At 35.5% G+C, this 23104-nt stretch carries 21 protein-coding genes; 13 read left to right on the top strand and 8 right to left on the bottom strand.

The annotated features are described in order from the left end of the window. A complete protein-coding gene (gene murC / locus ACJZL3_RS05475) occupies window positions 1-1497 on the bottom strand; it encodes a UDP-N-acetylmuramate--L-alanine ligase (RefSeq protein ID WP_419198715.1) in 1497 nt (498 codons plus the stop codon). A 26-nt stretch (window positions 1498-1523) separates the two neighbouring features. Between murC and ACJZL3_RS05470 the strand changes: the two genes are divergently transcribed. Then, the gene (locus ACJZL3_RS05470) at window positions 1524-2198 is read left to right on the top strand and encodes a septal ring lytic transglycosylase RlpA family protein (RefSeq protein WP_010082236.1); all 675 of its coding nucleotides are present in this window, start codon (window positions 1524-1526) and stop codon (window positions 2196-2198) included. A gap of 1034 nt (window positions 2199-3232) precedes the next feature. Here the strand turns inward: ACJZL3_RS05470 and gatA are convergent. Continuing rightward, entirely contained in the window at window positions 3233-4702 is a 1470-nt protein-coding gene (gene gatA / locus ACJZL3_RS05465) for an Asp-tRNA(Asn)/Glu-tRNA(Gln) amidotransferase subunit GatA (protein WP_419198714.1), read from the bottom strand. Between the two features lie 389 nt (window positions 4703-5091). Between gatA and mtaB the strand changes: the two genes are divergently transcribed. Then, a complete protein-coding gene (mtaB, locus tag ACJZL3_RS05460; RefSeq protein WP_010082135.1) occupies window positions 5092-6318 on the top strand; it encodes a tRNA (N(6)-L-threonylcarbamoyladenosine(37)-C(2))-methylthiotransferase MtaB in 1227 nt (408 codons plus the stop codon). A gap of 66 nt (window positions 6319-6384) precedes the next feature. Continuing rightward, window positions 6385-7296 carry an outer membrane protein gene (locus tag ACJZL3_RS05455; RefSeq protein WP_070357048.1) on the top strand — a complete coding sequence of 304 codons (912 nt, stop codon included), beginning with the start codon at window positions 6385-6387 and terminating at the stop codon, window positions 7294-7296. 7 nt (window positions 7297-7303) lie between these two features. Here the strand turns inward: ACJZL3_RS05455 and ACJZL3_RS05450 are convergent, their stop codons facing one another. Together ACJZL3_RS05450 and ACJZL3_RS05445 are read right to left on the bottom strand one after the other, a co-directional pair. Further along, window positions 7304-8791, bottom strand: coding sequence for a type II secretion system protein GspD (locus ACJZL3_RS05450; RefSeq protein ID WP_015588942.1), 1488 nt, complete (start codon window positions 8789-8791; stop codon window positions 7304-7306). Between the two features lie 84 nt (window positions 8792-8875). Then, window positions 8876-9708 (bottom strand): IS5-like element ISWpi1 family transposase gene (locus ACJZL3_RS05445; protein ID WP_264374449.1). Its coding sequence is split into 2 segments (ribosomal slippage): window positions 8876-9339 and window positions 9339-9708, totalling 834 coding nucleotides; the frame shifts between segments, so codons are not numbered across the junction. A 115-nt stretch (window positions 9709-9823) separates the two neighbouring features. Here ACJZL3_RS05445 and ACJZL3_RS05440 point away from each other — a divergent pair. Genes ACJZL3_RS05440 through ruvC form a run of 5 tightly spaced genes read left to right on the top strand, consistent with a single transcriptional unit; the run spans window position 9824 to window position 12479 of the window. Then, a complete protein-coding gene (locus ACJZL3_RS05440) occupies window positions 9824-10411 on the top strand; it encodes a TenA family protein (protein WP_419198713.1) in 588 nt (195 codons plus the stop codon). Window positions 10412-10455: 44 nt separating this feature from the next. Next, window positions 10456-10914, top strand: a complete 459-nt coding sequence (locus tag ACJZL3_RS05435; protein WP_419198712.1) for a hypothetical protein — start codon at window positions 10456-10458, stop codon at window positions 10912-10914. A gap of 45 nt (window positions 10915-10959) precedes the next feature. Beyond that, window positions 10960-11115, top strand: coding sequence for a hypothetical protein (locus ACJZL3_RS05430; RefSeq protein ID WP_395462591.1), 156 nt, complete (start codon window positions 10960-10962; stop codon window positions 11113-11115). A 47-nt stretch (window positions 11116-11162) separates the two neighbouring features. Further along, complete coding sequence (locus ACJZL3_RS05425; protein WP_006279354.1) at window positions 11163-11990, top strand: cytochrome c oxidase subunit 3; 828 nt, start codon at window positions 11163-11165, stop codon at window positions 11988-11990. Next, the gene (gene ruvC / locus ACJZL3_RS05420; protein ID WP_038199503.1) at window positions 11991-12479 is read left to right on the top strand and encodes a crossover junction endodeoxyribonuclease RuvC; all 489 of its coding nucleotides are present in this window, start codon (window positions 11991-11993) and stop codon (window positions 12477-12479) included. A 44-nt stretch (window positions 12480-12523) separates the two neighbouring features. On the opposite strand, the gene ruvX is transcribed toward ruvC, so the two are convergent. Then, a complete protein-coding gene (gene ruvX / locus ACJZL3_RS05415; RefSeq protein WP_010082183.1) occupies window positions 12524-12991 on the bottom strand; it encodes a Holliday junction resolvase RuvX in 468 nt (155 codons plus the stop codon). A gap of 1183 nt (window positions 12992-14174) precedes the next feature. On the opposite strand from ruvX, the gene gatB reads away from it, so the two are divergent. From gatB to ACJZL3_RS05390, 5 genes are all read left to right on the top strand, one after another. Next, complete coding sequence (gene gatB, locus ACJZL3_RS05410) at window positions 14175-15599, top strand: Asp-tRNA(Asn)/Glu-tRNA(Gln) amidotransferase subunit GatB (RefSeq protein ID WP_419198711.1); 1425 nt, start codon at window positions 14175-14177, stop codon at window positions 15597-15599. 225 nt (window positions 15600-15824) lie between these two features. Continuing rightward, window positions 15825-17708 (top strand): ankyrin repeat domain-containing protein, encoded by a 1884-nt coding sequence (locus ACJZL3_RS05405; protein WP_419198710.1) that lies wholly within the window; start codon window positions 15825-15827, stop codon window positions 17706-17708. 368 nt (window positions 17709-18076) lie between these two features. After that, window positions 18077-18199: a hypothetical protein gene (locus ACJZL3_RS05400; RefSeq protein WP_419198602.1), complete on the top strand. Its 123-nt coding sequence runs from the start codon at window positions 18077-18079 to the stop codon at window positions 18197-18199. 43 nt (window positions 18200-18242) lie between these two features. Then, a complete protein-coding gene (gene ltrA / locus ACJZL3_RS05395; RefSeq protein ID WP_419198601.1) occupies window positions 18243-19490 on the top strand; it encodes a group II intron reverse transcriptase/maturase in 1248 nt (415 codons plus the stop codon). Window positions 19491-19539: 49 nt separating this feature from the next. Further along, window positions 19540-20529, top strand: a complete 990-nt coding sequence (locus tag ACJZL3_RS05390; RefSeq protein ID WP_419198709.1) for an ankyrin repeat domain-containing protein — start codon at window positions 19540-19542, stop codon at window positions 20527-20529. A 91-nt stretch (window positions 20530-20620) separates the two neighbouring features. On the opposite strand, the gene ACJZL3_RS05385 is transcribed toward ACJZL3_RS05390, so the two are convergent. Genes ACJZL3_RS05385 through ACJZL3_RS05375 form a run of 3 tightly spaced genes read right to left on the bottom strand, consistent with a single transcriptional unit; the run spans window position 20621 to window position 23069 of the window. Continuing rightward, window positions 20621-21040: a YqaA family protein gene (locus ACJZL3_RS05385; protein WP_010962395.1), complete on the bottom strand. Its 420-nt coding sequence runs from the start codon at window positions 21038-21040 to the stop codon at window positions 20621-20623. A 6-nt stretch (window positions 21041-21046) separates the two neighbouring features. After that, on the bottom strand, window positions 21047-22420 hold the full coding sequence (gene cysS / locus ACJZL3_RS05380) for a cysteine--tRNA ligase (protein ID WP_419198708.1): 1374 nt from the start codon (window positions 22418-22420) through the stop codon (window positions 21047-21049). Next, the gene (locus ACJZL3_RS05375; RefSeq protein ID WP_010962396.1) at window positions 22413-23069 is read right to left on the bottom strand and encodes an exopolysaccharide biosynthesis protein; all 657 of its coding nucleotides are present in this window, start codon (window positions 23067-23069) and stop codon (window positions 22413-22415) included. Before ACJZL3_RS05375 ends, cysS begins: the two co-directional genes overlap by 8 nt. Window positions 23070-23104: the final 35 nt, after the last annotated feature.

The raw sequence follows: 23104 nt of genomic DNA, 5'->3' as shown, positions 1-23104 counted from the left end.
TTAAACCTTAACTTCCGCAATAAGTGCTGCAGTTTCCTTTGCCAATGTAGCTATATTACTACCAGCACCAATAAATAATACTATATCACTTGGACTTGTCGAATCACTAATAAAATGTGAAATGAGCAAAGCATCATTCATAATTTTTGTGTTATTAAATCCATTACTGATTAAAGCTTTTTGTATATCATCAATCCCACAACCAGGAATAGGCTTGTCTTCTGGGGGATGAACAGGAGTGAGGATGACATAATCAAACATCATGAAAATGCGTATGAATTCATCAAAAAAATTACGAATGCGGGCAAAACGAAGTGGTTCGATAATTCCTATTACTTTTCCTTTAGTAATCGAACGTGCAGCCGTTAAAGTTGCATATATTTCATTTGGATGATGGGCATAATCCTCAATTAACTTAACACCTTTAATATCGGCAATCAAAGAGAATCTTCTTGCTACTCCTTGAAATTCCAAAAGGCCTTTTTTAATATCTGCATCGCTAATTCCGAGCTTTATCGCAACTGATATTGCAGCTAGGGCGTTGCTTACTTTGTGAATTCCAATTGCATTTGATAGTACTATGTTTTTTAAAGGGCTGGATCCCAGTGTCACGCACTGGGATGACATCTCTGTACACTTTCCTTTTGTCATTCCAGCACGTAATGCTGGAATCCAGTTGTTCAACACATCAAATTCTATGCTGTTAGCATGCTGTTTAATGTTGCTGGCTCTTATGCTACCATTCTCAAACCCAAACGTTATAGAATTACCCGCATCATAATCGATGTCTACAGAATCAGGTAAAACTGCAGAACCTGCATTATTCACGAATTGGGAAAATGCATTTTTGATATTATCAAATGTGCCGTAATAATCTATGTGGTCATTGTTGATACTTGTTATGACAGCAATCTTTGCAGGGATTTTTAGCATAGTTCCATCAGACTCATCAGCCTCGATCAGAAAAGTGTCACTCCCTCCAAGTTTGAAGTTGCTCTTATAGGAATTTAATATCCCTCCTACAGTTACAGTCGCATCAATGCCAGAATGATCAAAAATGGAAGCAATCATAGCGGTTGTTGTTGTCTTTCCGCTTGAACCTGAAACCGCTATCACATATTTACCTTTCATAATTTCAGCAAGTATGTCTGATCTATGCAAAACGGTTTTATTGTTATTTTTTGCCGCAATTAACTCCACATTATCAGATTCTATTGCAGAAGAATGTACAACTATTTGAGCTTGGCTTATATTATTAGCATTGTGACCAATAAAAACCTCTATACCTAGCTTTTGTAACTTATTTATATTGTCGTTTGATTGTGCATCACTGCCTTGAACTTTGCAATTGGAATTGTGAAGAATTTCAGCAATGGCACTCATTCCGATTCCACCTATACCAATAATATGTATTATTCCTTTTTGAGTTTTGTTAATATTTAGCAGTAGATGTTTACTCATTACTAAATTTATTATAGTATAATTTAAAATCCTCATAGTATCGAACCCTCTTACCGAATACAATGATAAAAAACCTAACCTTTCTATGTCTAATATTTGTTTTGATAAGTAGCTGCAGTTTTAGCAACAGGTTTAACTGCACTGCAGGTCATTATAAAATTGGCAGCAGCTACACAATAAATGGTATAACTTATTATCCAAAAAACTGTAAACACTATGAAGAGATAGGGATAGCATCGTGGTATGGAATAGAAGATCATGGCACACTTACAGCAAATGGTGAAGCGTTTAACCGTCACTTGATCTCTGCAGCGCATAAGACTTTGCCCTTACCCTGCTTTGTTCTTGTCACTAATTTAGAAAACGGAAGAAAGCTTGTTACAAGGGTTAACGATAGAGGGCCTTTTATTGAAGGCAGAATAATAGACTTATCAGAAAAAGCAGCTCAAGTCTTAGGATTTCATAAATCTGGGCTTGCAAAAGTAAAAGTTCAATACCTAAGAAAGATGTCAGAACAATTGATACAAAATACTCCTCATTACAGAAAGCAATATGAAAAAGAAATGCAGAAACGTCATCCGAAACAAGACAGTGCAGAAAGTAAGGGATATGTTGCATTTTTTAAAAGTGCTCAGGCTGCTAAATCAGCTGCATCAAAGCTTCGCAATCAAGGAATAAAAAATGTTAGATTGCTTTTTAAGAACGATCAATATTGCGTGAAAGTGAGTTATAGGTAGTGGTGAGTGCAGAATTTGAAAGATTTGGTTAATGTAAGGAACGCTGGCTAACTATTGTAAGTTAAAAATGTGATATAAAAAAGATATCAACAATTTATAGCTATACCACCGCGATATCTCTTAGCCGCTAACACGTAGCGGAATGACGAGCTTATCGTCACGCCACCGCTAACCGTCATACCGCGATTTATTCGCGGTATCTCAGCCGCTAACAAGTAGCGAAATGACAGCAATCCTACGTCATGCCGCCGCTAACCGTCATACCGCGATTCATTCGCGGTATCTCAGCCGCTAACAAGTAGCGGGATGACGAGCTTATCGTCATGCCACCGCGAACCGTCATACCGCGATTCATTCGCGGTATCTCAGCCGCTAACAAGTAGCAGAATGACACCAATCCTACGTCATACCGTCACGGTATCTCTAGATCCCGCTAACAAGTAGCGGGATACTTGACCTTTACAGGAATGACAGTTGTCGTTTAGCTATAAATGTTAAGAAATTTACCAAATAAAAAAAAGGCAAAGAAACCCTAGGGTAGCTAGTATTCAAATTCTCCCTTGTCTATTTGACGTCTTTTACTGTCTTAAACACTTTATAAGCGCGTTTCGGCTTGTATAGGTAGAAACCTAAAAGTTTTATAAAGACATGAGGTGCACATAGTGCAAAAAATTAAGCATGATTTACGCCAAATACATTAAGTTTTTTGTCATTAATCCACTGCAGAGATTGCGAAGATAAATAAATAGCTTCAGTTTCATAATAAGGGGGTTGGCAAAATGTGTCAAGCAAGTTTTTTCGTTTCTATAAATCTGGATTTCAGCGTTATGCGCTGGAATGACAACGTGAGGTAAATTTTTCAACATCCCAAAATTACAGAATTCAGTCTGTTTAATTAAGTGTGAACTGTTACACGAAAATTTTGTAAACAGATTAATATACCCTGTTTTTGCTATTCATCTAAAAATGGAACCATAGAGTACGTTGAGGAGCGTAAGCAAATTTTAATGCAAAAATTACTATCAAAAAATAGATTATGCAAGAGGTCTAATTATTCTGCCGCAATTTTGCTCTATCACACTTGCCACATTTAATATTCCAGCTTCATCATAATAATTTCCAATCACTTGCAAGGCAAGTGGTAAACCCTCATTGGAGAGCCCAACAGGAACAGAAATAGCAGGCAATCCTGCCAGACTTGCCGGCACAGTAAACACATCATTGATGCACATAATTAGCGGATCTGGCTTTTCATTTAAGCCAAAAGCTTCTGTTGGAGCAGATGGCACAAGTATGTAATCTATTTTTTCAAACGCTTTTATAAAATCATTTCTGATTAATGCCCTGATACACTGTGCTTTTTCGTAATATTCATTGTAATGACCTGAGGAAAGCGCATAAGCGCCAATTAAAATTCTTCTTTTCACCTCTTTACCGAAACCTTCTGCTCTTGTTAGTGAATACATTTCTTCAAGGGTATCAGCATCAACCCTGAACCCATAACGCACACCGTCATAACGAGCAAGATTGGATGAAGTTTCAGCAGAACAAATTAAATAATAGACTGGTATTGCATATTTAGTATGTGGCAGAGTAACGTCAACAACTTCAGCGCCATTTTCTTTTAAATAGGAAGCAACTTTCTCCCAATTATGGACTATTTCCTCTGAAATTCCATCCATCCTATATTCTTTTGGTATACCAATACGCTTACCCTTGACATCACCATTTATAAAGCTAGAAAATTTAGGCACTGGCTTTTCGCTTGATATTGAATCTTTTGTATCATAGCCACAGATTGCTTCCAGCATTAATGCTGAATCAGAGACAGAACGAGTAATGACTCCTGCTTGATCTAGAGAACTCGCAAATGCAATCATACCAAAACGCGAGCATCTTCCATAAGTTGGCTTTATTCCAACCACTCCACAATAAGCTGCTGGTTGGCGCACAGATCCACCGGTGTCACTCCCTAGTGCTCCAGCGCATAAAAATCCAGCCACCGATGCTGCAGATCCACCAGATGATCCACCAGGAACAACTTTTTCCCCATCGCTTTTTCTAATCCACACATTTTCAACAGGGCCAAAATAGCTATTTGTGTTCGCAGAACCCATAGCAAATTCATCCATATTAAGCTTACCGAGCATGGCTGCTCCACTTTTTAAAAGCAAGTCAGACACCGTAGATTCGTAAGTCGGAACGAAATTTTCCAGCATTTTTGAGCATGCTGTTGTTTTTATTCCTTTTGTACAGAATAGATCTTTGATGCCAACTGGTACACCCATGAGCGGCGAGATTAAATCATCCTTTTGCCTAGAGAAATGTTCATCTGCAGCTTTAGCAGCTTTCATTGCTATCTCTGGGGTTTTTGTTATAAATGCATTTAATTTCTCATTTTCAACCACACTGATGTGCGCCTCTACGAGTTCAACGGCAGAAAAACTCTTTTTTTTGAGCCCGTCATGCATTTGTGTAATACTTAACTTTCTTAGTTCATTCATCAATATTTAATTTTTAGCAAGACGTTAATTATAACATGGCACGATAAAAAATCCATACATTTATAGTTACAGCTAGAAATGTAGCTAAGGTAACTTAGATTCACCGACAATCGTCATCCCGCTACTTGTTAGCGGCTAAGAGATACCGCAGCGGTATGACGTAGAAGCTATACTTTTATACTCACCAACTCAGTATCCAATCCGGATTGTATCTTAAAAAGGTCAAAAGACTATAATAAGCAAAGGAGTGATACTGTGTCTGAGTGAAAATCGTTGAGATCCCAGTGTCTGCTGCTTGCATAGCATTTATTTACAAAAAAATAGTCATGCAAGAGACTTTGCTTGGATATTTGATATAATTTAGGTCTATTAAAGCAAAAAATACTAACATGAATGAAGTGATAACATTTGGTTGTCGTCTAAATTTTTACGAGAGCGAGTTAATCAAAGAAGCATTAAAAAAAGCAAAGAGAGAAAATGTTGTTGTGGTGCATAGCTGTGCAGTGACAAACGAAGCAGAACGTCAGGTAAAGCAAAAGATACGTAAGATTTACAAAAATGATCCAAATAAAGAAATTATCGTAGTTGGTTGTGCTGTTCAGTTGGATCCAGAAGTTTACAGTAGCATTCCTGGTGTAAGTAAAGTGCTCGGTAATCAAGATAAGCTAAAAGCTGAAAATTACTTACTAAATGACGATAAAATCTTGGTCAGTGATAACCAAGTAGAACCTGTTCTAATTAATGGATTTGAAGATAAGTCAAGGGCATTTATTGAAATTCAAAATGGTTGTAATCATAGCTGCACATTTTGTTCAATTACTGAGGCAAGAGGGAATAATCGATCTGTGCCAATAAACAGTATTATAGAGCAAATCAGGATCTTTGTAGAAAATGGATATCAAGAAGTAGTGTTTACAGGGGTTGATATTACTGACTTTGGTACAGATTTGTTGGGTAAGCCATCACTTGGTTCAATGATTAGGAGAGTTTTAAAGGATATACCAGAGTTGAAGAGGCTAAGACTTTCCTCTATCGATGTTGCTGAAGTTGACGACGAATTAATGGATTTAATAGCTAATGAGTCAAGACTTATGCCTCATTTACATTTGAGTCTACAATCTGGTAATAATTTAATACTAAAGAGAATGAAGCGTCGTCACAACAGAGAACAAGTGATAGAATTTTGTCATAAAATGAAGAGCTTGAGGCCTAATATAGCATTTGGCGCTGATATTATTGCTGGATTTCCAACAGAAACTGATGAAATGTTTCAGGATACAGTTGATTTACTGAAAAAAACAAATATAGTTTACCTACATGCTTTTCCATATTCAGAGCGGAAAAATACACCTGCTGCACGAATGCCACAAGTACCAGAGAATGTGCGTAAAGAACGAGTAAAAAATTTAAGAGAAGTAAATAAAGAAATTATGAGCAGTTTTTGTCAATCCTTGATCAACACTAAGCAAAGTGTTCTGGTTGAGCAAAATAATGTCGGTAGAGCAGAAAATTTTGCATTAATAAAGCTTGAATCAAAAGCTCAAGCCAAGAGTATTGTGAAAGTTAATGTTAAAGGAGTGGAAAATAATTATCTAATTGGAAATATTTTTTCTTAATTTTTGTACATTGAAGAAATATACGATATAGTAATTATACTGTAAATGATAATTGTGAATTCATTTATGATAACTAGAATATCTATTACTTTATTTTTGATTTTCATTTCATGTGTCTATTTTTTTATTACTTATATTAGTAATGATACACACATTGAGCAAGTACAACCCTTAAAATTAGAAACAGACAATAATAAAAGTGTGATACGTTCTGAGGAGGTTACTGCAAAAGAAATACCAATAAAATATCAAGAACTTGAAAGTAGTCCACCTTCTGTTTTCCAAGTAGCTGATCAGAAAAATATGTGGTCACGTATTGCAGATCAAGCTGAGCCTACAAAAGAAAAATCAAAAAAACTTGATTTTTATGTTAGCGCTAACGGTGGTAAGGTATACCATGATAATTCAGAAATATTTGTAAAGGGTATACAAGAAATAGGAAAAAGAGTCCTAACTTTAGTTGAAAGTCATTATGGTTTTATAATAAAAAATATAGTGGCAGATGAAATTAAAAGTATACAGCAATTTGATGGTAAAATTGATTTCCAGTGGTTTAGCAGCATGTCTTTAGGTTACTATGCTGGAGAAAATGGTAAAATTGATTTTGAAGCCGCGTATTCTATAGCCAATATTGAAGATAGTAATTCTCCTCCGGTATTTGATAAATCAGCAAGTATATTTGCGTTTTTGTTAAACTTCTATTATAATCCCAGCGTTCAGGATACACAATTTGCTCCGTACATCGGTCTTGGTATAGGACCAACAGTTTTTAGATTAAAAAGGATTAATGGGTCACCCCAAAATTCAATGCCACTGAATGTTCCTTGGTTTGCTTATCAAATAAAACTTGGTGTTGATTATTCAATAATCCCAGAAATCAAAACCTTTCTCGGCTATCGTTACTTTAGCGTTCCGATACCTGTTGCAGATGACATATCTACTCACAATATTGAAGTTGGTTTGATATTTAATTTTTAGTGATAATTTAATATATATATAAATTCTTATCTTTTCTATCTAACAAACCAAATGTTGGTACTATTGTTGCTTTTAAAAAAATGACAGTTTCTACTGTTCTAATATTATTCGCTAGCCTTTTTGATTTCTGATGCAATAAGCTTTGCTTATCTTCTCTATGTTCTATAAGCCCGCCGATTACCATAATTTCACCGCTCTTAATTTTTAACATAGAGTTCATTTCTCTGATTTCAACAATTGGAATGTCGCTATTTAATTTCATTTTACTCTGCTGTGCGACGTACTCTATATCTGGATCTTTAGTGTAGCCGTTAATTCTTGATAAAGTTGGATGTATATCCATGAATATTTCACTAGTATCAATGTTAATGCTTGGGTGGATTATTAGCACAACACCTATTGGGACGCTATTCATCTTGGTAATTAAGGTCTGATTAGAGTTTCTAGTATCTTTTTGTATATCGGAGGTAAAATAAATATGGTTTTTAGTAAATGAAATCATCGCTTGCTGATTATTTATAGCATGTACTCTGGGGCTTGAAATTACAGTTGAAGTGCCAAATTTGTCTAAATTTTTTACTAAATCTCCTAGATCATTTGCACCAAAGTTCATTGCTAGGTTAATAATGGAGTTATCTTGATTTATTATAGACTTAGTTCCATCTTGTAAGTCATTTAAGTTCATACCAGAAAGGTATTTGTCATCTAGCACAACTTCAACTATTTTTGCCTCTATCATTACTTGAGAAGACGCTAACTTCTTAACCTTATTAATATATTCTTCAACAGCTTTGTGGATATCTTTTCTAGCATTCAAAATAATAACACCAGCTTCTCTGTTGGATGAAAGGAATTCGCCATCATCCACCCCGTTAACATCCATTATTGCATTCAAGCCTTTTTCTAATGAATTCCATAAGTCACTACTGTATTGAGACTTCATAACATTGTTATAGTCCCTATCAACGTTACTTCCATCACTGTTAGTAATATTGTTATTAATGACGAAACTGCTTTGAGCAGAATGTTGAATATTGATGAAGTCTACGTAATAATTTTGTGCGTATGGCAAGTCCTGCTCAATTCTAATTACACCATTACTTGTTGAGTAACGCAGTTTGGCGCTATTTGCTATACTCTGAATTACTTCGTTTATATCCTTATCTTTTAGCTTTAAAATAATATTACCTGATATTTTTGGGTCCATATCCAAGTTAACGTCAGAAAGTTTTCCTATCTCAATCAGCAAATCCTTTACTGATACTTCTTCACTAACATTAATAGAAATAAGCTGATTACTGATTGTGAGATCGGGAAACTCTATTGGTAAAGGCATAATTTCTGGTATTGCCGGTTCATTAATCTCCAAAGAGGTGTTATATTGTTGCAACGGATAATCGTGCTTATAATTGTCTATGTTAATAGGATATTGCTTGGTAGGTAGATGTGTGCAAGAAATAATGAAGAGGAGTATTAAGCATTTAAAAATAGCCATTAGAACAGCATACAAAATCTATACTAATAGATTTCTATAAAAATATTAAAAATGTATTTAGAGGTTGTCCGGAAACTAGTAAATTCAAGCATATTCCCTCTTTAACATAACCCTACTCATAGCTAGGTATATGAAATTCTCAGTGGATGTTGTGAGTAAATCATACTCCTTCGATAGCCTTCTATTCCTATTAACCCAAGCAAAAGTCCTTTCTACAACCCATCTTCTTGGCTGTACTTTAAACCCTTGTTCTCTTGTTGGTAGTAGCTCAGGTGGCGTATCTTTGTGCACCCAAAATCTACATGGAGGCCTTTTAACAATTTCAATATCTATGTCATATTCTTCCTTTATGTGATTCTTTAAATTTCTTCCTTGGTATCCCATGTCAGCCCACATTTTTTTAACTTTAGTATATTTTGTTCTCATATTGTTTAATGCTATTTTAATACCATCTCTATCATTTTCGTTAGCAGCGCCTACGTAACAACCTAGTATAAAACCCTGAGTGTCTGTAATTATATGCCTTTTTCTACCCTTTACTTTTTTACTTCCATCATAGCCTTTGATCCCCCCTTTTCTGTAGTCTTTACAGATTGACTATCTACTATACAGGCACTCGGCTGCTCATTCCTTCCTATTTTTCTTCTACTATATTTTGTAATTTCATAATTCATTTTCTCAAAAATTCCCTGCTTCTTCCATTGCCTGAACTGCTCATACACAGTCTTCCATAGCGGAAAATCATTTGGTAAATACCGCCATTGACACCCTGTACGCAATACATAGAAAATTGCTTCTAATATTTCTTTTTTGCTATACTTTGGCAGCCTTCCTCCTTTCTTGTATGATACTCTGAAGTGTTTTTCTATTCTTGCCCATTCCCTTTCGCTTAGATCTGTTGGATACTTTTTTCTCATCTTTACCCCGTACTAAAATTTCAGATATTATAGCCTTTTACTTGTTTCCGGACAACCTCTAAAAGAGTTTTCTGATCTTATTGATAAAATAAAAGAACACCCTTTTAATGTTGAATTGATAAATAATACATTAGATTATGAAAAATTCAAATTCTACCTTCAGCAGGATTTTCTGTATTGTATAGATTGCGCTCGTGCTTTTTTAATTGTTGCAGCTAGAGTTGATGATATTGAAATGATGAGTAGTTTAATCAATTTGGCACAAGGAGCATTTTATGTTCGAGAACAGTATAAAAAATATTTTGAAGATTGTGATCTATCTGATGATCACAAAAAGTCAAGAGCTTATTCTGCCTTTACTGACTTTTTCATGAGTGCCGCATATCACAATTCTGTTAATGAAGCTTTAGTAGCATCTTATTCTTGCTTTAACATATACCAAATCGTTATACGCCATATGGTAAATGAGATAACAACTAAAGGGGTTAAAAATAACAAATACAAAGAGTGGATCAACATTTATAGTAGCGAAACAGTAAATGCTGTAATTGATGAGGTTACTGATATTACAAATAAGCTATATAAAAAAGCTAGTGACTGTGAAAAAAAGAGGATGTATGAGTTTTTTAAGAAAGGGCTGGAATTAGAAATAATGTTTTGGGATGAGGCATATTACTCTAATATATCTAGCAAAGAATATTAGCAGCGGATTATTTACGTTAACTTGATCTTTTATCGGTAACTACAGTGTTCAGTGGCATAATTAGGAGCTGTTACGGGTCAAATCTTTTAAAGGATATAATTGAGCATCCTTTTAATGTTGAGTTAGCGAATAACACCCTAAATATAGAGAACTTCAAATTCTATGCTCAACAAAAGACGTTGTTCTTAGGTGATTATATTCGTACCACCTTAATTACTGCATCCAAAATGGAAGATTATAGTAGTATTATCTCGCTTGCTGAAGTAGCCCAAAGAGTAGTGACTGTTAATAGAATGCTATATGACTACTACTTTACTATGTACGGTATAAGTCGCGAAAAGAAATCTCTTGAGTGTTTTAATTTCACTAATTTTCTTTTATCCATCTCGCATAGTAATACCTATGAGGCTATGACGGTTTTGTATTCTTGCATGTTTATATACGAGACTGTCGTTGATAGCATGAAAAATAGATTCAAGAAAAATAATAGATATAGGGATTAGTTTAATTTTTGTTACAGTGATTCAGTAAAGTCTGGATGCATTATTTTGGAAAATATTGTTGATGGATATTGCAGCAGAGCAAGAGAAAACGAAAAGAGCAGAATGCTTGAGTTGTTTAGAATAACTGCACAATTTGTGTTAGATTTTTTGAACGGTGCATATAATTTTTCAAGATTCAATCAATTTCCTAAGGAACATTGACAATTTTAAGCTAATTTGTATCCTTAATAAGTATTTTTTAAAATGCTATGAAAAGTAAAGAACATGATTTTCATTTAGTGGATCCAAGCCCTTGGCCAATTGCTGTATCAGCAGCAATTCTTATTCTTGCACTTGGATTAGTTGGCGCGCTTCATAAACAAATTGTCGGAATGTTTTGTTTAGTTTTGGGAATCTCCGCAGTATCAGGGGTGCTGTTTTATTGGTGGAGAGATGTAATAAGGGAGGCCATTTATGACAAATGTCACACTGCCATTGTAAAACATGGACTCAAATTTGCAATGTACTTGTTTATTCTCTCGGAGGTCGTATTTTTTATAGTGTTCTTTTGTTCATTCTTTAAAGCCTGGCTTGATCCAGTTTTTTTATTTGAGGCGTTTTCTCCTGCAAAAAAAGTTGAATGGCCCCCTGAGGGAATTTTGCCACCTGATCCGTGGTCACTACCATTCATGAATACATTAATATTATTGCTTTCTGGTACAACAATTACTTGGGCAAATCACTCTTTACTTAAAAATGATAAAAAGAGCATGATTAAAATGCTGTCCATAACTATATTGCTTGGAGTTTTTTTTATAATAGTGCAAGCAATAGAGTATCATGAAGCGAGTTTTTCTCTACAAGAAACAGGAGAAAAGCTTATTTATACATCCAATTTTTATATGATTACCGGTTTTCACTGCGCACACGTTATAATAGGAATAATATTTTTATCAGTGTGTTTATTTAGAGCACGGAAAGGCCAATTTACACTTCAGGACCATTTGTGCTTTGAGTTTGCCTCCTGGTATTGGCACTTTGTAGATGTAGTCTGGATATTTTTATTTTTGTTTGTCTATTGGTTAAGCGTTTATTAAGTGGTTAAAATAATAGGTCTAGATCCAGGAATAAGCAAGACTGGGTGGGCCATTATCAGCCTGAACGAAAAAAATAATATTGAATTTTTGGGCGGCGGTACCATATCAACTGATGGTAAATTGGGTACAGGTGAACGCCTACATATAATTTTTGAACAATTAAAGAAAGTAATTTCCCTATACTCTCCGAATGAAGCTGCGGTGGAGAAAATTTTTGTTAATAAAAATCCTAAATCTTCACTAACTTTAGGATATGCAAGAGGGGTTGTAATTTTAGCGTTAAAAATAACAAAGCTAACTATGAATGAATATGATGCAAACTATGTAAAAAAAAGCATTACCGGAAATGGCCATGCTGATAAGGATCAGATTATATTTATGGTGAAGCAAATAGTTAAAAATTTGAGTATAAAATGCCACCATGCTGCTGACGCTCTTGCTGTAGCAATTTGTCATGCTTATACGAAAGGTTCTTGTTTTGTTGAGTAACTTTTATATGGGATTCAGTTTGAAGATTTCCAGATCTGGAAAAACTATTTGATTGTATTTATCTTGTCTAACGTTCGTTGCAAAATAATACATGCGGAGATTTTATCATCTATTTTTTTCGATTTTGTGATTGATATTCCAGTAATTTTTAGTGTATGAGTTGCGATAGATGTTGAGAAGCTTTCGTCTTGTAAGTATATATTTACTTTATATTTTTTTATTATTTTATTTGCGAATTGGATTATAGTTTTACACCATTTAGTTTCTTGCTCGTCCATTTTTAATGGTAGTCCTATTACCATTGATCCAGATTCATTTTCTTTGAATATTCTATGCAGATAACCTAAATCTTTGCTCATATTTTTTCTGTGATATATGCTATGAGCTGTGGCTATGAGCTGTGTTTTATCGCTAAATGCTATGCCTATTTGCTTTTCTCCCATGTCAAGGCACATTATGCGCTTATCTTTTGGAATAGACTTTAGAAACTCATCTGGATTTCTATGTAGCATCTATTAGACTTCCTTTAAAGTGACCTTACCAAAAAAGTGGAGAGAAAGTTAAGAAAATTTTTTACAAAAAGAATAATGAATCAAATTGCTCAGGAATGCAATAGACTTCTTGCATAACCCAAACTAAGTAGAAAAAAGGTATCATCTAAGTAGCTGACACTGGTTTCCATCCAAAAGGGCAGTGCCCCTATGATGTCATTCCAGTGCTTGACACTGGAATCCAGACTTTAATTGTTATACTTGTAAATAAGTCTGGTGAGAATAGACGTTCATCTCAAAATGCAGTATTTTTGTTGAAATAGCTCAACTGGATTCCAGCGTCACGCGCTGGAATGACACCTTTGTGTTTGCATAGCTGTACGAACATTGTGATTTGAGAGCAATCTCCACAAGGGAGGATGTCATTCCAGTGCCCAGACACTGGAATCCAGGAAAAAGAATGGTGTCATCCAAGTAGCTGACACTGGGATCCAGAAGACTTAATTTCAACCAAATAATAAAGGCTGGATCCCAGTGCTTGGCACTGGAATGACAGCAATCCTACGTCATACCGCAATTCATTCGCGGTATCTCGGCCGCTAACAAGTAGCGGGATGACGGTTATCGTTTAGCTACAAACATTAAGAAATTTACCAAACGAAAAAAAAGGCAAAAGAAGCCCCGTGGTTGGCTAATTACTTACATTATACTTTCAAGTATGGCGTTTTTTTATTCTAAACACTTAATAACCGCGATTCAGTTGCTTTTAAACCGCAACTAATCTAAATTATAAACGTTAAGAAATTTACTAAACAGAAAAAAAGGCAAAAGAAACCCTAGGGTAGCTAGTTATTCACTATCCATTTTTTAAGTTGGCGTTTTTTTATGTTTTAAACGCTTTATAAGCGCGTTTCAGCTTATGTAGGTAGAAGTTTGATAAAGACATAAGGTGCACATAGTGCAAAAAATTAAACATGAGACGCCAGATACGTGAGTTTTTTTGTCATTTAATCTGTACAGAGAAGATAAATAAATAGCTTCAATTTTATGATAAGAGGGCTGGCGAAGCTTGTCAAGTAATCTTTTGCATTTAACCCGTTTCTATGGGTAAAACAATCTGCATACCACTTAGCTAACATGAGTTTTGTTTTGACTTTTTGTGCTAATTTTGCAGAATATTAAGATTATCATTTAAATAAAATACATGACGAAAGAGGATTGGGAAGAGGTAATTGGGCTTGAGGTGCATGCTCAAGTTTCTTCTAATACGAAGCTATTTTCTAGCTCATCAACGGAATTTGGTGCTGAGCATAACACTCAAGTTTCTCTAGTTGATGCGGCAATGCCAGGTACGCTGCCAATACTAAATTATTACTGCATAGAGCAAGCAATACGCACTGGTCTTGCACTTTCTGCAGAAATTAATAAGTATTCTTACTTTGATCGGAAAAATTATTTTTATCCTGATTTACCGCAAGGTTACCAGATAACCCAGTTTTTTGAGCCAATAGTTAAAAATGGTAGAGTATTTATCAACGACAATGAAAAGGAAATAAGAATTGCGAGAATTCATTTAGAGCAAGATGCAGGAAAGAGCGTTCATGAGGAAAGCAAAACTTATGTAGATTTAAATCGTGCAGGGGTTGCTTTAATGGAAATTGTTTCAGAACCAGATCTCCGTTCATCTGCGGAAGCTGCAGAATGCATGAAAAAATTGAGGCAGATTTTGCGTTACATTGGTTCGTGTGATGGTGATATGGAAAAGGGATCACTTCGTTGTGATGCAAATGTTTCTGTCCGCCTAAAAGGCAGTAGTACATTTGGCACTCGTTGTGAAATAAAAAATCTGAACTCGATACGTTATATTGTGCAAGCTATAGACTATGAAATACAAAGACAAATTGAAATTTTAGAAAGTGGAGAAGAAATAAGTCAAGATACCTTATTGTTTGACGTTGCTTCGGGAAAAACAAAAGTGATGAGAAGCAAAGAGGATGCAAGCGATTATAGATACTTCCCTGAGCCTGATTTATTACCTGTTGAGGTAAGCCAGGATAAAATTGATTTAATTCAATCATCTTTGCCCGAGTTGCCAGATCAAAAAAAGCTGCGATACATTGAGGAATTGGGTATCAATGAATACGATGCAAACGTCATTACCTCCGATAAAGCAATTGCTGATTATTTTGAGGAATTGATAAAAAAACATGATTCAAAGCTCGCCGTTACCTGGTTAACCGTAGAGCTTTTTGGTCGTTTGAATAAAGCAGGTATTGATATTGTGAGCTCCCCAATCAAAGCAAATGCTTTGTCCGAACTCTTAGATTTTATCGTTGATGGAACAATCTCTGCTAAACTTGGCAAGCAGGTATTCGATAGTATGTTTGAAACTGGCAAACCTGCATCTTTAATTATAGAAGAGCAAGGCCTAAAACAAATAACCGATAGAGGTCAAATATCAGAAGTTATCGACAAAATCATCAATAACAACCAAGATAAAGTTCAAGAATACAAAAGCGGTAAAACAAAGTTATACGGATTCTTTGTCGGCGAAGTTATGAAACTTACCAAGGGAAAAGCCAGCCCTGATGTCGTGAATTCAATTTTGAGTGAAAGATTAAGTAATTAGTCACATTTTTTTATTTACATAACAGCACATCTCGTAGATATTCTCAGATTTACGCTACGATATCTGTATATCATGACATATAACTTTTTTACCATTTGTTGGTACTATTTTTAAAATTATGTGAGGTTGAGGATGCTTGAAGATCATCCTGTTTAGGGGGCAAAATGTTCTCGCCATGGTATTGACTATCAAGAGTTGTGGCTCATATTATTTCTCATGCGTGTGATGGATAAAAAATGTCCTTTCCGCTTAGCTACAGAATTGAAGTCAGCTGCAGGCTTTGATGATGTTGTTCTCCAATGTAAGCAAAATAAAACAACAATACATAGGTTTGTGCAAGTCAAACACAAACAAGATGGAACTGAAAAAATCAGTGTAGGTAGCTTATTAACAAAGAGTGGTGAGTTTAATTTGTTGAAATACTTTATTGCTTATTTAAAGATCAAAAGTAATGGAAAGTTTAAGGGTGAGATGAAGTATTTTGCTATTGTTACGAATATTGATTTTGATTTCACAGATTCAGCACAACATGAAGTGAGAAAGCTGAGAATGATGTCGAGTGGAAAGAATAAAGAAAAGGAAATTTCAGTTATAAGAATAGACACACAAGATGAGTTTCTGGATGTAGGTGATGGTGTAAGATATAAATTTGATAATAGTATTATCTCATACTTGCAGGAAAATAAGGATTTTATAAAGGGTAAGGTAGGTAGAGAAGTCAGTGATAAAGAAGTCGAAGACTTTTTAAATGAACTAGTGTTTGCGGTTAATTTGCCCAATGAAAGTCAGCTAAAAGAATTGTTTAAAGGTGAGATGAGTGGTAGATTGGCCAAAAAGTTTGGCTATGTTGGTGACAATGAAATCTTTTGCAATGACCTTCTGGAGAAAATATCAGACTGGGTGAAAGATATAAAAGGACGTTTTCTTTCGCCAGAAGAAGGAAAAGAATTTTTCCAAAAAGTGGAGCTATGGGCCAGCACTCTATGTGGGATAGAACGAGGGGTAAAGAAAGGGAATAAAGGAATTGATAAAATAGCAAAACAACAGCATAAGGATAGTAAAACACTGAATGAAATACATGCAGCTGTAACAGCGCAAAATAACAAGCAAAGACCCCATAAAAAACCTTATGGTCCTCGTGACAAAAAATCGAAAGCAAGAGAAGAAGGAGATATAGAAGAATCAGATGAATTTGATGAAATAGAAGCTTTAGAATTTGTTAAAAGGGCTTTGAATATAGAAAACAATTTACAGAATAAGGAAATAAAAAAGCTAGCACAGGAACTACAATATTCCCAATTGGCTTTAAAACTAGCGGTTACATATATTAGTGAAGAAAATATTGTATTTAGTCATAGGGGTAGAAAAAGGATTAGAGTTGGTGGCTATCTGAAAAAGTGTGAAAAGATAGCAGAGAAGCTACTTGACTTTAAGTCCGAATATAAAAGTGATCGTTATGCTAAGGCAACTTTCATAACTTGGAAAATTACAATTGATGCTATAGTGCAAAAAAAATTTGGGCCGGAAGCATTGAGCATTCTCGAGATAATGGCCTATTTTTCTCCTAATGAGATTTATATAGAAGAAATCTTTTCACAGCAAGTAGCTAATGATAAAGAAGCGTTGTGGAATGCTGTTGAGTTACTTAATCGATATTCAATGATTAAATTAAGGAAAGGAGTAGTAAATATTTACAGACTAGTGCAAAAGGTGACTAGATTAAAATTACAAGAGAAAGGCCGAGAAGAAGAGGTCTTAAGGAAAGCTCTAGAATTGATAAACAGTTATGATGTATTAATAGATAATTCTATTGTTGCATCTGTTTGGGGATATGTGAGTAAGTATGGTGAGTTAATTGACGAATTTTACTTTAATCCTATTTATGGTAAATGGAAATATACACCGTTGCATTCACTTGCCGAAAGTGGCAGTTATGAGGCAGTTAGGTGCGTATTAACACATATGGAAGAAAAACACCCAGATAAATTTAATTGTGTTGTTAATGCTAGGGATGGATCTGACAGCACTCCATTGTGTTCAGCTGTTGAGAGTGGAGGATTGGACATAGTGCAATATTTTATCAATAAGGGTGCAGATGGTGTGCCGTAGAGATACAAAGAATGTTCAAGTAAGAGCAAACTAAGTGCAAAAGCTGCACAGTAGATGAGGGTAGGTCCCTCGGAGCCGGTTTACAAGAGCAGGCTTCAAACAACCATAAGCTGCTTTGGTAAAGAGCCAAGGTAGTGAGCGTTATGGAAAAGGCATAATTATATGTCATGTAAGGAATAGAGAGATGAACGAAAGTGAACCACTGATGAAGTGTCGAAACCTTTTAAATGACGTCAAAACCAGGGGGTCGTTTGTAACCTGGGATAAATCTATCGGGAGCTTGTTTACTGGATAGATGGCGTCCGGCATAAAGGTGGCATGAATCCATTTCAGGCTATTGTGTGGAACTACGGGAACCTGTCGTTTCGATGATAAGGGAGAAATCCAAGGAGCTAAACTCTAAGGATGAGAGTACCGATGCGAAAAACAGGGGCGGATCAGCTCGTAGTAGTGAAGAAGTTTCTGTAATGGAAATCGAGAGAAGGGGCTGAGTTATTTAGTTTTAATGATTTATCAACCGAAAGGGAGGAGTTAATGAGTAAAACAAAGTCTTTTGATATATCAAAGCAACTTATTTGGAGAGCTTATAAACAAGTATCGAAAAATAAAGGTGCTGCTGGTGTGGATGAGGTTTCGATAACAAAGGTTGAAGAAAATCTAAAAGATAATCTGTACAAACTATGGAATAGGATGTCATCCGGAAGTTATTTTCCAGAGCCGGTAAAAGCTGTTGCGATACCAAAAGATACAGGAGGGCAAAGAATTTTATGTGTTCCTTCAGTATTCGACAGGATAGGGCAAACGGCTGCTGCTATGTATCTAGAGCCGCTGGTAGAACCAAAATTTCATGAGGATTCATATGGTTATAGACCAAATAAGTCTGCACTGGATGCGGTAGATACAGCTCGTAAAAGATGCTGGAGGTACGATTGGACGATAGATCTTGATATATCTGGATTTTTCGACAATTTGGACCACGGCTTGGCATTGCAAGCTATCAAAAAGCACACAGACTGCAAATGGGTCATACTGTATGTTGAGAGGTGGATGAAAGCCCCCATTCAGCAAGCAGATGGCAGTAAGGTAGTTAGGGATAAAGGAGTTCCGCAAGGAGGTTCAGTTAGCCCAATCATCTCTAATATATTCATGCATCATGTGTTTGATATATGGATGAAAAAGAACTACCCGACGGTACCATTTGAGAGGTATGTGGATGATGCGATAGTGCACTGCAGAACAGAGAAACAGGCAGAGTTTGTGAAAGTAATGATCGAAGAAAGATTGGCTGAGTATAAGTTGAAATTACATCCTGAAAAGACACAGATAGTGTACTGTAAGGATGACAATAGGAGTGGTGGATTTCCTAAACAAAGTTTTGATTTTCTGGGTTACACATTCAGACCCAGGTTAGCAAGAAATAAAATAGGGAAATATTTTGTCTCATTTCTCCCAGCAATTAGCAACAAGGCCAAGAAAAAGATTACTACAACCATAAGGTCATGGAAAATGCTACGAAATACGCATATAACATTAGAGGAGATGTCAGGAAAAGTAAATCCAATAGTCAGAGGCTGGTATCAGTACTATGGCAAATTTTACAGAACTGAAGTATACAAATCTCTAAAGAATATAGAGCGGCATCTAGAAAAGTGGGTGAAAAGGAAATATAAGAGACTCAGGAGTCACGGAAGACTAGCAAGACAATTTCTAGGAAAGGTGAGAAAGAGGTCTCCGGATATTTTCTATCACTGGACACTAGGGTTAGGCCAAAAGGCTGAATAATGGAAGCTGTATAAATCAAGAGGTTTACGTACAGTTTTGCGAGAGACTGGTGGGGAAGTTCCACTGGTCTACTCTCCTCAATGCTAAGAGCAGATATGGTATCACTCCGTTACATCAGGCTGTTTATGATGGAAGGGTTGATATAGTAGAATACCTTATAGGCAAAGGGGCGGACATTAACGCTAAAGATGAAAGTGGCTTCACTGCGTTACACTGGGCTACTATGATGTATAGGGTTGACGTGGCTAAGGTACTATTAAAACATAATGCAGATGTTAATGCTAAGGATAAAGATGGCGATACTTCGCTACATCTTGCTACTAAGATGGGTAGGGTTGCCGTAGCTAAGGTACTATTAGAACATAATGTAGATGTTAATGTTAAGAACGAACAAAATAGAATTTCGCTGCACTATGTTGCTAGAAGTGGAAGTATAGAAACGATAGAATGCCTCATTGAAAAAGGTGCCGATGTTAACGCTAAAGATGAAAATGGCAACACTCCGCTACACTTTGCTGCTATTATGGGAAATTTTGACACGGCTAGAGTGCTACTAAAACACAATGCAGATGTTGATACTAAGAATAATAGGGGAATGACAGCATTGCATTATGCCACTGATTTTGATCACCAAGAACTTGTGGAGTTACTTTCAGCTCGTGATACAAATTCTATTGACGATGGGATGTGTATGGTTGCTTTAGCTAAGACACTATTGAAACACACCACAAATGTTAGTGTTAAGAACGAATGCAATAAAACTCCACTGCACCATGCTGCTAAAATTGGAAGTGAAAAATTAACAAAATACTTCATTAAAGAAGGGGATGATGTTAACGCTAAAGATGAAAATGGCAACACTCCGCTACACTTTGCTGCTATTATGGGAAATTTTGACACGGCTAGAGTGCTACTAAAACGCAAAGCAGATGTTAATGCTAAGAATAATAGGGGAATGACAGCATTACATTATGCCACTGATTTTGATCATAGGGATCTTGTGGAATGGCTTTTAGCTCATGGTGCATCCATCCTGTGACTACTGAAATTTTGCATTTAATTTATAGCTCCGCTTCTATCAGGGCATAGGATGACAGAAGTGGGCTTTAATGGCTGTAGTACTATAGCTGTTATACTCCAAAAGTAAGTATTAGATATAACAAATAGAAGAAATTAGATAGAATGATTAAAGGGGCAAGGGTATAAAGGTTTAACTTAAAATAACCTGATAAAATTTGAATCACACTTCCAAGTGCTGGCACCCATGAAAGTAATGTAACTGCACAAATCAGTAGATTTTTTACGATTTTTGGTGTTTTATGCTCGTTCTCTAGTTTGCGGTATGATTTTCGTATAGAGATTGTTATTCTACCTAAATACCAGTTAACTATTCCACCAAGGCTTGATCCTAGTACTCCAAAAAATAACATCAGTAGTGGAGTGTGATACGACCTGAAATAAAGCATGGTATTGAACACAAAACCTTGATGTATGGGTAAGACTAATGATGATACTAGACTATCTGTGAATAACAGAAAGTAATTTTCCATATGAGTTTACCAGGTTGTTGTACCATCTTCATTGTCAGAAATTGTAATCCCCATTTGTTTCAACTGATCCCTTATTTTGTCTGCAGTATCGTAATTTTTATTTTTTTTTGCAATTTTTCTTAAGTCTATCAACCTTTCTATTTCTTGATGATTTACATCCACAGCAAACCACTTTTCATAACTTGACTCAAGAAGACCAATAAATCTGGCACTCTTAACAAAACTCTCAGTTAATTTTAGCTTTTCACTTTCATTACTCATTTTGTTAATTTTTGCAGCCATTTCATGTAATATAGCTAGAGCTTCAGGAATGTTTAAGTCGTTTTTTAAAGCGTCTATAAAATCTTTAGAAATCTCTGCGTTACTTTCATCAATATTTATTGTATCTAAACCACGTGATAGCCGATAAAATTTATTTAAGGTTTCCTGTGCGTCAGAAATAACGTTTTCTGTCCAATCAAGTGGTTTTCTGTAGTGAGTTTTGAGCAGTGCATAGCGTATTACTTCACCCTTTATTCCACTATCTAGCAAATCTCTTACTTTGACTATATTAAATAAGGACTTGCTCATTTTCTCTTCATTTACTGTAAGAAAACCGTTATGTATCCAGTATTTTGCAAACATTGATCCAGCAAATGCAGACTTACTCTGTGCAATTTCATTTTCATGGTGAGGAAATTGTAAATCTATGCCGCCACCATGAATATCAAAATCTTTGCCAAGGTAAGCATATGACATTGCTGAGCATTCTATATGCCATCCAGGTCTGCCCTCTCCCCATGGGCTATTCCAATAACTTGAAAGTTTGTAGTCAATATCATTTGCAGGCTTCCACAGCACAAAATCTTCCGGGTGCTTTTTATTTTCATTAACTTCAACTCTGCTACCTGGAACCAATTCATCAGTTTTTTTTCCTGATAAAGCACCATATTCATGGTAAGATTCTATATTAAAATACACATGTTTGTCAGATTCATAAGCGTGGCCTGATTGCAGCAAATGTTCAATTAATTTTATAATATAATCTACGTTTTTCGTTGCTTTTGGCTCGTGTGTTGGCTCTGCACAATTTATGCTTCTCATATCTTCATGAAAAGCCTTGGTGTAATATGTGCTGATACTTTCTATGTTGCTATTTTTTTCACTTGCTGCATTAATTATCTTATCATCAATGTCGGTTATGTTACGCACATAGGTAACTTTGCCATAACAAAACTTAAGTAGCTGAAATAACACATCATACACAACAACAGACCGTGCATTGCCTATATGTGCTGTGTCATATACTGTTGGTCCGCAAACATACATTTTCACATGATCTTTATCGATAGGTGTAAAAAGCTCCTTTTTTTTTGTTAAGGTGTTGTAAAGCCTAACCATATACGAAGCTTTTGAGAAAAGAAAATGCCCCAATGATAAGTTGTGGCCCTTTGACTACTACAACAAGAGTAAGCAATAGCCCACACAATGATATTAAAACTCCCAATATGGATAGAAACCCATCTTTACTCATAATGCCAAGCGAAATAAGAGTCGTACCAATTGCAGGAATGAAGTTAGTAAGAGGCAATGGAAGAGCTATCGATAATGCAGAAAGCAACATTACAAAAGCTAAAATCTTTTCACCGGGCCCATAGAAAATAAAAGACATTCTTGGTTTCATGAACTTTTCTATTTTTTTTAATGCTGGAGAAGTTTTCTCTACCACAAAAGCTAGTGTTGAACGCTGAAAAGACCTTCTTTCCAACCAATGCGGCATCCAAGGAGAATCAAATCCAAATAGAAGCTGCAGTGAGAATAAGATTAAAGGTATAGAAAGAATAGTTGTATAACCAGGTGGAACCGGTATAGGCACCGATAGCGGCAAGGAGAAGATGATTATTAAAATACCAAAACCACGCTCATGCAAAGCTGTTTTAATGTCAAACAAAGTTACTTTATCGCTATCATTGTTATTGGTATCTGCAACTTCTTTTAGAATATCAGAAGCTAATTTATCACTTTTAGTCAACTTATCATTTTTTGACACGAAAAACCTTTGATAAAAATAATTCTTAACACAAT

This window comes from Wolbachia endosymbiont of Rhagoletis cingulata (assembly GCF_048537655.1).
Taxonomy (GTDB): Bacteria; Pseudomonadota; Alphaproteobacteria; order Rickettsiales; family Anaplasmataceae; genus Wolbachia; species Wolbachia pipientis.
Note: the sequence above shows the minus strand (reverse complement) of the source record. Positions and strands in the feature narration are given on the sequence as shown.

Bases quoted from the DNA above. Each gene is read 5' to 3' on its own strand.
- ruvX (WP_010082183.1), bottom strand. From the start codon at position 12,991: ATGCTACATAGAAATCCAGATGAGTTTCTAAAGTCTATTCCAAAAGAT.
- ACJZL3_RS05405 (WP_419198710.1), top strand. From the start codon at position 15,825: ATGGATAAAAAATGTCCTTTCCGCTTAGCTACAGAATTGAAGTCAGCT.
- cysS (WP_419198708.1), bottom strand. From the start codon at position 22,420: ATGGTTAGGCTTTACAACACCTTAACAAAAAAAAAGGAGCTTTTTACA.
- ACJZL3_RS05400 (WP_419198602.1), top strand. From the start codon at position 18,077: ATGATAAGGGAGAAATCCAAGGAGCTAAACTCTAAGGATGAGAGTACC.
- ACJZL3_RS05450 (WP_015588942.1), bottom strand. From the start codon at position 8,791: ATGGCTATTTTTAAATGCTTAATACTCCTCTTCATTATTTCTTGCACA.
- gatB (WP_419198711.1), top strand. From the start codon at position 14,175: ATGACGAAAGAGGATTGGGAAGAGGTAATTGGGCTTGAGGTGCATGCT.
- ACJZL3_RS05425 (WP_006279354.1), top strand. From the start codon at position 11,163: ATGAAAAGTAAAGAACATGATTTTCATTTAGTGGATCCAAGCCCTTGG.
- ACJZL3_RS05470 (WP_010082236.1), top strand. From the start codon at position 1,524: ATGATAAAAAACCTAACCTTTCTATGTCTAATATTTGTTTTGATAAGT.
- ACJZL3_RS05455 (WP_070357048.1), top strand. From the start codon at position 6,385: ATGATAACTAGAATATCTATTACTTTATTTTTGATTTTCATTTCATGT.
- murC (WP_419198715.1), bottom strand. From the start codon at position 1,497: ATGAGGATTTTAAATTATACTATAATAAATTTAGTAATGAGTAAACAT.
- gatA (WP_419198714.1), bottom strand. From the start codon at position 4,702: ATGAATGAACTAAGAAAGTTAAGTATTACACAAATGCATGACGGGCTC.
- ACJZL3_RS05385 (WP_010962395.1), bottom strand. From the start codon at position 21,040: ATGGAAAATTACTTTCTGTTATTCACAGATAGTCTAGTATCATCATTA.
- ltrA (WP_419198601.1), top strand. From the start codon at position 18,243: ATGAGTAAAACAAAGTCTTTTGATATATCAAAGCAACTTATTTGGAGA.
- mtaB (WP_010082135.1), top strand. From the start codon at position 5,092: ATGAATGAAGTGATAACATTTGGTTGTCGTCTAAATTTTTACGAGAGC.